This is a genomic window from Pseudomonas sp. LBUM1663 (genome assembly GCF_059695905.1).
Map to the genome: position 1 here is coordinate 2,717,891 of NZ_CP166792.1, position 11,781 is coordinate 2,729,671.

General features: G+C 60.3%; 11 protein-coding genes. 8 read left to right on the top strand and 3 right to left on the bottom strand.

The window, feature by feature from the left end; all coding sequences use genetic code 11:
• Positions 1-19: 19 nt before the first annotated feature.
• Complete coding sequence (locus ACA075_RS12450; protein ID WP_497298725.1) at positions 20-955, bottom strand: LysR substrate-binding domain-containing protein; 936 nt, start codon at positions 953-955, stop codon at positions 20-22.
• A gap of 151 nt (positions 956-1,106) precedes the next feature.
• Here ACA075_RS12450 and ACA075_RS12455 point away from each other — a divergent pair, with 151 nt between their 5' ends.
• The 8 genes from ACA075_RS12455 (at position 1,107) to ACA075_RS12490 (ending at position 10,148) form a co-directional block, all read left to right on the top strand.
• Entirely contained in the window at positions 1,107-1,865 is a 759-nt protein-coding gene (locus ACA075_RS12455) for an alpha/beta fold hydrolase (RefSeq protein ID WP_497298726.1), read from the top strand.
• A 26-nt stretch (positions 1,866-1,891) separates the two neighbouring features.
• Positions 1,892-3,445, top strand: coding sequence for a GMC family oxidoreductase (locus tag ACA075_RS12460; RefSeq protein ID WP_497298727.1), 1,554 nt, complete (start codon positions 1,892-1,894; stop codon positions 3,443-3,445).
• 209 nt (positions 3,446-3,654) lie between these two features.
• Positions 3,655-4,623, top strand: coding sequence for a LysR family transcriptional regulator (locus ACA075_RS12465; protein WP_497298728.1), 969 nt, complete (start codon positions 3,655-3,657; stop codon positions 4,621-4,623).
• 68 nt (positions 4,624-4,691) lie between these two features.
• The gene (locus tag ACA075_RS12470; protein WP_497298729.1) at positions 4,692-6,329 is read left to right on the top strand and encodes a GMC family oxidoreductase; all 1,638 of its coding nucleotides are present in this window, start codon (positions 4,692-4,694) and stop codon (positions 6,327-6,329) included.
• Between the two features lie 19 nt (positions 6,330-6,348).
• Positions 6,349-7,806 carry an aldehyde dehydrogenase family protein gene (locus ACA075_RS12475; protein ID WP_497298730.1) on the top strand — a complete coding sequence of 486 codons (1,458 nt, stop codon included), beginning with the start codon at positions 6,349-6,351 and terminating at the stop codon, positions 7,804-7,806.
• Between the two features lie 113 nt (positions 7,807-7,919).
• Positions 7,920-8,849, top strand: coding sequence for a catalase family peroxidase (locus ACA075_RS12480; RefSeq protein WP_497298731.1), 930 nt, complete (start codon positions 7,920-7,922; stop codon positions 8,847-8,849).
• Positions 8,846-9,394, top strand: a complete 549-nt coding sequence (locus ACA075_RS12485; RefSeq protein ID WP_497298733.1) for a hypothetical protein — start codon at positions 8,846-8,848, stop codon at positions 9,392-9,394. The genes ACA075_RS12480 and ACA075_RS12485 overlap by 4 nt, the downstream gene beginning before the upstream one ends.
• Positions 9,395-9,785: 391 nt before the next feature.
• The gene (locus ACA075_RS12490; protein WP_497298734.1) at positions 9,786-10,148 is read left to right on the top strand and encodes a DUF6124 family protein; all 363 of its coding nucleotides are present in this window, start codon (positions 9,786-9,788) and stop codon (positions 10,146-10,148) included.
• Between the two features lie 540 nt (positions 10,149-10,688).
• Here ACA075_RS12490 and ACA075_RS12495 read toward each other — a convergent pair.
• Both ACA075_RS12495 and ACA075_RS12500 read right to left on the bottom strand, forming a co-directional pair.
• A complete protein-coding gene (locus ACA075_RS12495; protein ID WP_497299364.1) occupies positions 10,689-10,889 on the bottom strand; it encodes a hypothetical protein in 201 nt (66 codons plus the stop codon).
• Between the two features lie 113 nt (positions 10,890-11,002).
• A complete protein-coding gene (locus ACA075_RS12500; protein ID WP_497298735.1) occupies positions 11,003-11,728 on the bottom strand; it encodes a Crp/Fnr family transcriptional regulator in 726 nt (241 codons plus the stop codon).
• Positions 11,729-11,781 lie beyond the last annotated feature (53 nt).

The window sequence follows — 11,781 nt, forward strand, 5'->3', positions numbered from 1 at the left end:
GGTCCAGCATTTGGCCTCATCAAACAAACTGACTCCCACGCATCCCCCGCGCCGGATCATCCAGCAACCTGAATTGCTCCACCATAAAATCAATCAACATCCGCATCGACGGCAGCATCCCATGCCGGTTCGCAAACACCGCATAGATCATCTCAGTCCGCGGCGCCCAGTCAGGCAATACCACCACCAGTTGCCCGCGCTCGATAAAGTCATGCACCAGCGACATCGGCATCTGCGCAATGCCAACGCTGTCTATCGCCGCGCAGCGCAGCATTGGCAGTCCCTTGGTGATTAATTGCGGACGATGCTGGATCGTAAATTCCGCGCCATCTTGATGGAACAACGTCCAACTGTAATCACGTTGCGGGCTGCCGTGATGGACGCTGGGGAAACGTGCCAGCTCTTCCGGCTCGTGGGGTACACCCAGGCGGTTCAATAACGCGGGACTGGCCACCAGGCATTGTGGCCGCTGGGACATGACGCGGTTGACCAGGTCCGAATCCTGAAGGGGAGGCGGGCGTACTCGCAGGGCCAGGTCAACGCCCTCGGCGACCACATCGACCTGGCGGTCGCTGGCTTCCAGATGCACTTCGACACGCGGGTGCATGGCCATGAAGCGGGTGATGATGCCGCCGACGCATTCTTCCAGTAACACTGTCGGGCAGGTGACGCGCAACAAGCCGCCGGGTTCTGTGCGGGTCATGGCGACGGCGGCTTCAGCGGCTTCTGCCCCTTTGAGCATGGCCCGGCAATGGGCGTAATACGTGAGCCCTAATTCCGTCACTTTGAAGTTGCGGGTGTTGCGAATGATCAGGCGCACGCCCAGGCGTTCTTCGAGCAGTGCAATGCGGCGGCTGAGGTTGGATTTTGGAATGCCCAGCGCCCGTGCGGTCGGCGCGAAGCCGCCGTGGTCCACCACCATCACAAAGTACTGAAGGTCATTGAGATCGAGCACCGGGCGGCATCCATTTGGCCAAAAGAGGCCAACTATACAAGAACGATCGTCCAATGGATGGGAAAGACAAACCCGTTTTTCGGGACTGGTTCACACGACAGCAAAGCGCCTAGATTGCCGCCGTTTGGTTGGTTCATTAAAGGAGCTTCAGATGTTACGAAGGACGATTCTCGCCATGTCTTTGGGTTTGGCCACACTGGGTTCGGTGGGTTACGCCAACGCTGCAAACGATCCTTGCGTGGTGCTGGTGCACGGTGCGTTTGCCGACGGTTCAGACTGGGCGAAGGTGATCACGTTGCTGCAGGCCAAAGGCGTGAAAGTACGGGCCGTGCAGAACGGTTTGAATTCGCTGGCGGATGATGTGGCCACGACCCGCCGCGCGATTGAAGCGGCACCGGGCAAGGTGGTGCTGGTCGGGCATTCGTGGGGCGGGAGCGTGATCACCGAGGCCGGTGCGAGCGACAAGGTCGCGGCGCTGGTCTACGTGGCCGCCTTCGTCCCTGACGTCGGGCAGACCACGGCCGAGGTCGGCAAGGACTATCCGCCGTCGCCGGGCATGGGCGAATTCGTGGCTGACAAGGCCGGGTATCTGTCGCTCACGCAACACGGTATCGAGCAGGACTTTGCCCCGGACGTGCCCGCTGCCCAGGGGCGGGTGATGGCCGCCACCCAAGGCGCCATCAATTCCCGGGCGTTCGACGAGCGCATCAGCGTGGCCGCCTGGCAGCAGAAACCCTCGTGGTACATCGTCAGTGAGCGCGATCGCATGATTGCGCCTGATCTGCAACGCGCACTCGCCCGGAAAATCAATGCCAAAACGACGGCGCTGCCGACCAGCCATGTGCCGCATCAGTCTCGACCAGCCGACGTGGCCAGGGTCATTACCGAAGCGCTCAACACCACGCGCTGAACGTCGCTATCGATAGGGAAATAAAGATGACTGTGTACAGCAACGTATTCGACTTCGTCATTCTAGGTGGCGGTTCTGCCGGTGCCGTACTGGCGGCGCGTTTGTCGGAAGACCCACAGCTTAATGTGCTGCTGGTTGAGGCGGGTCGAGCCTTTGACCCCGATGAATACCCGGCAGAGATCTACAGCAGCACTATCATCGCGGCCAACGGTGATAAACGTTACGAGTGGGGGTATTTCGCAACCCCGGTCGAGCAACCGCAAGCGGTCTACGCCCCGCGTGGAAAAGTCTTGGGTGGAAGTTCTGCCATCAATGGCGCCGTCGCGTGCCGAGCGTTGCCCTTTGACTTCGCGCGTTTCACCGCCAAAGGCCTGAAAGGCTGGAGCTTTGAAGAAGTGCTGCCCTATTACAAAAAAATGGAGCGCACCGCCCACGGCGAAGACAAATGGCATGGCCGCAAAGGGCCGCTGCCGATTCACCAGATGTCTATGGAGTACATCACCCCGGTACAGCGCGCGATGGTCGAGGCGGCATGGGCGTGCGGCGCCAACAAAGTCGACGACTTCAACAACCCCGAGGCCAATAACGGCGCCGGCCCCAACCCGATGAACGTGATCAACGGCGTCCGCGTTAATACCGGGATGGCCTACCTCACGCGTGAAGTACGCGCTCGCCACAACCTGTCGATCCTCGATCAATGCCTTGTCGACAAGGTGTTGTTCGAAGGCGGCAAGGTTCAGTCGGTGCTGTTGGCAGGCGGTGAAAAAGTCCACAGCAAAGAAGTGATTCTGAGCGCTGGCGCCTATGGGTCTGCCGCGGTTCTTTTGCGTTCAGGCATCGGCCCCAGGGCAGACCTTGAAGCGTTGGATATTCCCTTGGTAAAAGATGCGCCGGTCGGTGTGCGGCTGCTCGATCATGCGTTCTTCTGGATGAATTTCAGTGGGACAGAATCGTTGAAGGGGCAAGACCGTCCGGTAGTGGGGGCGCAGTTGTGGACCCATTCGTCCTACGCCAGTTCGGATAAGGAACTGGACATCGGGATTTCTCCCTCGCATCTGCTCGATCCTGCCATCAGTTCAACCGGTGTCGCTTTTTCGCTGGGGCTGGAGTTGATGCATTGCACATCCCACGGTCGCTTGCGTTTGAACAGTCGCGATCCCCAAGACGCACCGGTTATCGAACTCAATCACCTGACGACTGAGGATGACATGAACCGGATGATCGAGTGCTTCCGTCTGGCCCGTAAACTGACCAACACCGAACCGCTTAAGAGCCTGATCGTGGAAGAGCTTTTTCCGGGCCCAGCGACTGACGACAGCGACGAGCACATTCGTGCGGCGCTGGCGAAAGGCGTGGGCACCTTGCAGCATCCGTGTTCAACGGCGCCGATGGGCTTACCGGCTGACCCGGGTGCCGTGGTGGACGAGGAAGGGCGCGTTTATGGCCTGGAAGGATTGCGCGTGATTGATGCTTCCATCTTCCCCGAGATCCCGCTGATCAACTTGAACCCGACCGTCATCATGACGGCGGAAAAGTTGGCTGATGCCATTAAACAATCCCGTCAGTCAGTTAAGCCATAACGCAATCCGTAGCAGCTGGCGCAGCCTGCGTTCGGCTGCGCAGCAGTCGTGAAATCAGACGATGAGGTGTTTCAGGAAGACCGCAAACTCAGGTTTCACGACTGCTGCGCAGCCGAACGCAGGCTTCGCCAGCTGCTACAAAGTCTGCGTTAAGGCTTAACTGGCTGGCATTAGGGCATGCCCCCGATTTTTCTCTGGATGACTAAAACTTGAACAAGCTGTCCGAGATGCATTCTTTCGTCATGGTGGTGGACACCGGCAGTATTTCCGAAGCCGCTCGGCGTCTGGGTATCGCAAAATCCATGGTCAGCCTGCGGATCCAGCAACTGGAAAAGCGCCTGGGCAGTATCTTGCTGGAGCGGGGGCGTCAGGCCCGGCTGACGGAGTCGGGCGATGTGTTTTACCGTTATTGCGTGCGTATTCTGGCGGATGTCGAAGACGCCGAAGACGCGGTGCAGGCGTTTCAATCGAGCTTGCGCGGTGTGCTGCGGCTTGCCGCGCCGATGGCCTTCAGCATTCGCTACCTGACACCGATCCTGTCGTCCTTCGCGGTGCGTTACCCGGAGTTGCGGCTGGATATCGAGTTCGATGACCGCCACGTCAATCTGCACGAAGAACGCTTTGACGCGGCCATCCGCATCGGCGAGTTGCCGGACTCCTCGCTGGTCGCCAAGACCATCACGCCCAACCGCCACATCATCTGCGCGAGCCCGGAATACCTGGCCGCTCACGGCACACCGCAAACCCCGCAAGAGCTGTCCCGGCATTTCGCCATGCTCTATGTGAATCGCGAACCCCACGGCATGTGGACGCTGCCGGTGAACAACACCCTGGAATCGTTCCGTGTGCGCTGCCGGATGCGCACCAACAATGGCCATCAACTCATGGAAGGCGCCAAGGCCGGCATGGGCCTGGCGATTCTGCCGACCTTCCTGGCAGCGCCGGCGATTGTGGCCGGTGAACTCAAGGAAGTGCTGGCGCCTTATGCCCCGCGTGGTGGCAATATTTCGGCGGTCTACCGGCAATCCCAGCGAGCGTCGCCCAAGCTTCATGCGCTGACCAGTTTCCTCATCGAACAGATCGGCAACCCGCCGGTGTGGGAGCAAATGCTTGCGGCTCACACGCGTTCAATCGTTCTGGAAAAACGAAACCGGGAATCGTCTTTTGCCGGCTTATGAGCCTGCGCACCGTCCCATATGCTTTTTCCCAACAGACGCATTCTGACGTCTGACAGGGAAGAAAACGGATGAAGAGTACCCTTGAAAATCCTGCTCGCCGGGCGGTTCTGGCCGGCGGAGTTGTGGCCGCTGCGACGTTGGCGGCGGGCAGTGGTTTGGCGCAGGCGTTGGAGTCCAGCGGTATGGCTGGCAAGCGTGGCGCTGATCGCGCGCCAGTGGATGTGATCATCGTTGGCGGTGGTTCGGCGGGCGCGGTGCTGGCCCGTCGCTTGAGCGAGAGCACCACGCGTCAGGTGTTATTGCTCGAAGCCGGCCATGGCTACGGTCCGCATAATTACCCCGAGATAGTGGCCAGCAGCGACATCGTCGGCGCTAACGCCAATCCTGAATTCGAATGGGGTTACAAGACCCGTCCCGGCTACATCGACCACCCCATCGGCGCCTTGCGCGGCAAGGTGTTGGGAGGGAGTTCGGCGATCAACGGCGCGGTGGCCATCCGTGCCCGCGCCACCGATTTCAAGCGTTGGGATTTGCCAGGCTGGAGCTACGAAGAGCTGCTGCCGTCGTTCAAAAAACTGGAAACCCACAGCGGTGGTGCCAGCGCGTTGCACGGCCATGAAGGGCCGTTGCCGGTGCATCAACTCGGCAAGGCCGATGTCACCCCCATGCAGCGCGCGTTCATCTACGCGACCTTCGCCAATGGCTACCGCGTGATCGAGGACTTCGACGGCGCTGACGCCCATGGTGTGGGCCCGTACCCAATGAACATCGTCAACGGCGTGCGGGTCAACACCGGCATGGCGTACCTCACCGACGAGGTGCGCGCCCGCGACAACCTGCAGATCCAGACCGACAGCCTGGTGGACAAAGTGCTGTTCGACGGCAAACGTGCGATCGGCGTGCAATTGGCCAACGGTGAAAAATTGTTGGCCGCTGAAGTGATCCTTTCCGCCGGCAGCTACGGCAGCGCCGCGATCCTCTTGCGTTCGGGGGTTGGCCCTGGCAAAGACTTGCGTGCCTTGCAGATTCCACCCGTCGCTGAGCTACCGGTCGGGCAGAACCTGGTGGATCACCCGTTCTATTACAACGCCTATGCCGCCAGGCCTGACGCAATCGGCAGCCAGTCGCCCGCCATCGGCGCCAAGCTCTGGACCCACAGCCGTTCCGCCGAGAATGGCGAGCTGGATCTGCACATCACCGCTACCCACTTGTTTCCTCATGATCAGAGCCCGACCGGCGTCGGCTTCGTGCTCGCCGTCGCCCTGACGCGGCCACTGTCCCGGGGCAAGGTGACCCTGGCCAGCCGTGATCCGTTCGTGGCGCCGATCATCGACCTGAATTTTCTCGCCGAGCCCAAGGACCGCCAGCGCCTGCTGGATGGCATCCGCCTGGCCCGCAAAATCGGCAGCACGGGACCGCTGAATGCGTTGATCCATTCCGAGCTCAACCCCGGTCAAGGCAACGACTCGGACGAGGCGTTGCTGGCCAGCGTCAAAGCCAGTCTCGACACCTATCACCACCCGACCTCGACGGCGCCGATGGGCAAACCGGGGGATGCGCGGGCGGTGGTCGACCTGCAAGCGCGGGTCATCGGTGTGCAGGGGCTGCGCGTGGTGGATGCGTCGATCTTCCCCGACGTGCCCTCGGTCGCCACCAACATCACCGTGATTGCCACTGCCGAGCACATTGCCCGTCTCTACGCTTAATCCTCAGGAACCTGCCTCTATGAACAGCACCCCGGTATTGAACTGGATCGACGGCCAATGGCTGGACTCCGGTGTTTACAAAGACTCCATCGACCCGGCGACCTACGAGCAGATTGGCCGATACGCCGAAGGCGGCTTGAACGAAGCGCAAGCCGGCATCGAGGCCGCGCAACGGGCATTTGCCGAATCACCCTGGAAAGATGACCGCCACTTGCGCGCTCAGGTCTTGCTGGAGTTGGCGGACGCCTTCGAGCGCAACGCCAATGAGCTGATCGACACCCTGGCACTGGAGAACGGCAAGATTCGGCCCGAAGCCGCGTTTGAAGTCGGCATGGTGCCTTCCAAGTTGCGCTATTACGCGGCGCTGGCGCGTGCCGAATACGGGCGTGCGGCGGAGCCCAAACCCGGCAAGATTTCCCTGGTGATTCGTCAGGCGGTGGGCGTGGCGGGCATCATCGTGCCGTGGAACTCGCCGGTGGTTTTGATGATTCGCTCGCTGGCACCGGCGCTCGCGGCCGGTTGCACCACAGTCATCAAGATGCCGGGACAAACCGCCCAGACCAACTGCCTGGTGGCCCGGATCATGAGCGAGGCGCTGTCACTGCCGCGCGGCGTGATCAATCTGTTCAGCGAGCAGGGCGCGGCGGGCTCGATCCATCTGGTGGAGTCACCGCGTGTTCCGGTGATCAGCTTCACCGGCAGCACCAGCACCGGGCGGGCGATTTCAGCCTCGGGTGCCCAGCACCTCAAGCGTTTTGGCCTGGAGCTGGGTGGAAAAACGCCGATGCTGGTGTTCAACGACGCCGACCTGGACGCCGCCGTGCCGACCCTGGTGAAAGCCCTGACGGTATTCGCCGGCCAGTTCTGCATGACGGGTTCGCGGCTGTTGGTGCAACGGGATATCGCCACGGCGTTGACCCAGAGACTGGCCGCAAAACTGGAAGCAGTGCGCGTCGGGCCCGCTGCCGATTCGGCCAGCGACATGGGGCCGTTGATCGATAAGCCCAACGTGCAGCGGGTCGATCAAATCGTCAAAGAGGCGATCACCGCCGGCGCCCAAGTCATCGTTCGCGGCGGCCCGGTGACCGAGGGGCCGTTGGCCAAGGGCGCGTTCTATCGCCCGACGCTGCTGCGGGTCAGTGACCCCGAGATGGCCATCGTCCAGCGCGAGACCTTCGGCCCGGTGCTGACATTGCAGGTGTTCGACAGCGAAGCCGAAGGCATCGAACTGGCCAACAACAGTGAGTTCGGCCTGGCCGCCAGTGTCTGGACCCGCGATGTCGACCGCGCGCTGCGGGTGGCTCGCGAACTGGAGGCGGGCACGGTGTGGGTCAATGACTGGGCCGTGGTCTACGACGAGTTTGAAGAGGGTGGTTTCAAACAGTCGGGGCAGGGGCGTCTGAACGGCGTGGCGGCCATGGATGATTTTGTCGAGTACAAACACATCGCCCTCAATCCCGGTCTGCGCAAGGGCTGAATCTAATGCGGCCCACCCGATTATTGATCGGCGCGCTGCTGGCGGGGACGCTGACCGCGTCCTCCGCTTTTGCCGCCCACGAGAATGATGTGTCACCCATGAGAAGTGCCCCCATGTCCAAGGACAGACTTTACGACGCGTTACTTGACGCGCTGACCGCGACGTTCGGCCACCATCCGGGCTTTCGCGCGACCCATGCCAAGGGTGTTTTGCTCAGCGGAACCTTCATGGCGTCGCCACCCGCGCCGGTATTGAGTCGAGCTGCGCATTTGCAGGGTCAACCGGTGCCAGTGTTGCTGCGGTTCTCCAACTTCAGCGGCGTACCCGCCACCGAGGACGGCGACCCAATGGCCAGTCCTCATGGCCTGGCCATTCGTTTTACCCTGCTGGACGGTGAATCCACGGATATCGTGACCCACTCGTTCGACGGCTTTCCGGTGGCCACGCCCGAAGACTTCCTGAGTTTTCTGCAAGGCATCGCCGCCAATGTCGCCACACCGCCGGACCCGCTGCCGCTGCAAACCTTTCTGGCCAGCCATCCGCGAGCCGAGCATTTCCTTCAAACGCCCAAGCCCGCACCGAGCAGTTACGCCGGTATCGAGTACTTCGGCATCAATGCCCTGGTGTTCACCAACCGTCAGGGTGAAGCGCATGTCGGTCGCTATCGGATTGAACCGTTGCGGGCAGAACCGGCATTGAGTGAGCAGCAAGCCGCCGCGATGCCTGCGGATTATTTGCAGGACGAGATCGGCGCACGATTGGGCAGGGGCGCTGTGAAGTTGCGTCTGGTGGTGCAATTGGCTGCGCCCGGGGATGCCATCGAAGATGGTTCGATCCCATGGTCGCGCAGCCATGATGAAGTTGAACTGGGGATTCTGACCCTCGATGCGCTTGTCCCGGCCGGGGAGCAGCAATCCGCCCAACAGCGCCTCGACTTCAATCCCGGGCGCTTGATCGACGGCATTGCACCGAGTGACGACCCGATGATTCTGGCGCGTGAACGCATCTATCAGCGGGCGCTGCTCCGGCGGCAACAACCATGAGCCTCGACGCCGAGATTGGCGTCAGCGTGATTGTGCATGAGGTGAATCCGCAGCATCAGGCGTTGTATGAGCAATGGATGAACAAGGCCATCGACGCACACCGACAGTTTCCGGGTTACCTGGCGACGGACGTGGTCATGCCGGTTGGCTCGCACCTGCGTTACGCGATCATTTTGCGCTTTGTCAGCAAGGGGCACGTTGTGGCGTGGCTGGAATCTCAGGTTCGGTATGCGTTGTTGCGCGAGTCTTTGCCTTGGTTGCGGCAGGATTATCACCGTACTGACGATGATTCGAAATTCTGGTTTGAGCCGGTGCAGGGGCGGGTGGTTGTTGCGCGATGGAAGCAATGGGTGCTGTCGTGGTTGATCGTTCTACCGTTGACGGTGTTGTTGCCTTGGGGGTTGGCGGTGGTGCTTGAACTGGCTGATCTGCGATGGCCGGGCTGGGTATTCAAGGTAACGGTTGCCGGGTTGGTGTCGTTCAACATGGTGTATTGGCTGATGCCTTTGACGACGCGGTTGATGTCGCGGTGGTTGTTGAAGTGACGATCGAATGAGGATTGCCCGCAGCCTGTTTAAACAAAAAATCAGACACGTTTAAATGAAGCTTGCTGTTACCGCATGGAGGCTACAACGCCTTGCGCCACTCCCTACACGTAAGACAGAATCCGCCGGCTTGTGCGTCTGGGGTGAGGGTTTTATCGTTCCTGGGTCACTGAAAAACAGTGATCGGGTTTGGTAGCCCGGTATGTCCAGGCGCATAGCGCCACCTTCTTGCAGAGGTCGTTTTCATCTCTGTTTTTTATGGTGGCCATGCGCAGGGCTCTTTCGGGGGCGCCGGGTTCCTGGACCGGTCTACCAACCTGTGTATGGCCACCACCCTACGTTTGGTAGCGAAGGGTGATGGCTCCTCATTAGTTATCCAGGAGTTCCATCTATGATCAAACCAACGCCAAACCCACCGGACACCGATCCGGCATCCCCCTACGAATCCCTCGATTCGAAAAAACTCCACGAAGCCGCCGAGCGCGCCCTCGACCACTACCTCAACCCGGGCGCCCACATCATGGCCAGCAACCACGAACCGGAACCCATGTTCCTTGCCAACCCCAAGTACGACACTGAATCCCTGCTGGCCAACGCCAGCGAATCACTGGGCTCGGCCACCACCATGCTCAGCAATTTCGCAGCGCTGTTGGACAACTCACACCGCAAGACCCTGCTGGGGATCACGCAAGTGGTGATGTTGGGAGAATTGGCCGTGAACCAGGCGCTGGATAACGTCGAGCCAAAAGCGTAACTCCACCAACCCCCTGTGGCGAACGGACAGACCATCGCCACAGGAAAATCTGCACAAGTCTTATGTAGCAGCTGTCGAGTCTGCGAGGCTGCGTCCGAGGACGAAGTCCTCGCCATCCGGTAAACGCGGTGCTTCTGACAGAACCAGTCGCATGATTTTACGACTGCTTCGTCCGAACGCGGCCCGAACCGAACGCAGCCTCGCAAGCTCGACAGCTGCTACACATCCGCCGTTCTGATCCGTATTTTCCTTCGCCATCTGCCTCTGTAATGCACCCACCCGCACGCTCACAATGACAGCACGGCCCGCAGTCGCGCAGTCACTGCACCGTAAACTCATAATGTAGGAGGCCCTATGGGCAAGATGGCAATTTTCCTCGGCGGATTTCTGGTGTTAACCATTTTGATTGGTGCCCTGGCGACGATCTCTCCCGTGTAGTCCCTTCCTCCCGTCAGCACACAGCACAACGCCTCCAGACCGGGAGGCGTTGCGGGTTGCGCGCAAGCAATTTGTTTAGCGTCGATCTGCCGTTCTCGGCAATCACTCTGCCCGCCAGCGCCGCGCCTGCACGATCAGCGCCGGTGCAAAGTGCAGCACGACCATCCGCACCAAATGATGCGTCAGGATAAACACCACGTTCAGTTTGGTATCCAGCGGCATGCCTGGTGTGTCAATCGTTCGCGCAAAATCTTCCCAGGTCTGCAGAATTGGCTCAATATTTTCGTTGATAAAATTGCTCAATTATGGGGCTGCCTGTTCGCCCTAGTCTTATGCGAGGTTAGCGGGAGCAATATCCGCTCGCTGGCAGGTTTATGGGACAGCCGGTATTTGCGCCGGTAATCAATTCGAACGCATCACTCGTCCTGACGACGGGTGTAATGCAGCAGGCGGTCGGTTTCCGTCTTGACCACCAGGTAGCACTCGCAACTGAGCCGTTCAAGGCGGGTTCTATCCAGGACCGTGATCTGGCCTCGGCTGTACTCGATGACGCCTTGGCGCTGCAGTTTGCCTGCCGCTTCAGTGACGCCTTCGCGGCGTACGCCCAGCATATTGGCGATCAGCTCCTGGGTCATGTTCAGGCGATTGCCGTGCAGGCGATCCAGCGACAACAGCAGCCATCGACACAATTGCTGATCGATCGAATGGTGGCGATTGCACAAGGCGGTCTGTGACATCTGCGTGATCAGCGCCTGGGTGTAACGCAGCATCAGCAGGAGCAGATCGCCATGACGGTTGAACTCTTTCTTGAGTTTTTGCCCCGGCAGGCGAAATGCACCACCGGCACTTTGCACCACAGCCCGACTGGAGGTGCTTTCGCCGCCCATGAACAGCGCAATACCGATCAAACCCTCGTTACCGACCACGGCGATTTCTGCTGACGAGCCATTTTCCGTGACATGAAGCAGGGAAACGATGGCGTCAGTCGGAAAGTAAACGTGCCGCAAGGTATCCCCCGGTTCATACAGCACATCGCCCAGCGCCAGGCTGACTTGCTCCAGGTGCGGAACAAGGCGCTGGAGGTCGACGGCCGGTAGCGCCGCAAGTAGATGATTGTCGCTTGGTGCGTGGGAGGCATGCATGGCAGAGCATCCTTGGCGGAGCAGGGGTGTGCCGGCTCAGGGTACTCCCATGC

Coding starts and splice junctions, on each gene's coding strand:
- ACA075_RS12455 (WP_497298726.1), top strand. CDS start 1,107: ATGTTACGAAGGACGATTCTCGCCATGTCTTTGGGTTTGGCCACACTG.
- ACA075_RS12460 (WP_497298727.1), top strand. CDS start 1,892: ATGACTGTGTACAGCAACGTATTCGACTTCGTCATTCTAGGTGGCGGT.
- ACA075_RS12470 (WP_497298729.1), top strand. CDS start 4,692: ATGAAGAGTACCCTTGAAAATCCTGCTCGCCGGGCGGTTCTGGCCGGC.
- ACA075_RS12475 (WP_497298730.1), top strand. CDS start 6,349: ATGAACAGCACCCCGGTATTGAACTGGATCGACGGCCAATGGCTGGAC.
- ACA075_RS12480 (WP_497298731.1), top strand. CDS start 7,920: ATGTCCAAGGACAGACTTTACGACGCGTTACTTGACGCGCTGACCGCG.
- ACA075_RS12485 (WP_497298733.1), top strand. CDS start 8,846: ATGAGCCTCGACGCCGAGATTGGCGTCAGCGTGATTGTGCATGAGGTG.
- ACA075_RS12490 (WP_497298734.1), top strand. CDS start 9,786: ATGATCAAACCAACGCCAAACCCACCGGACACCGATCCGGCATCCCCC.
- ACA075_RS12500 (WP_497298735.1), bottom strand. CDS start 11,728: ATGCATGCCTCCCACGCACCAAGCGACAATCATCTACTTGCGGCGCTA.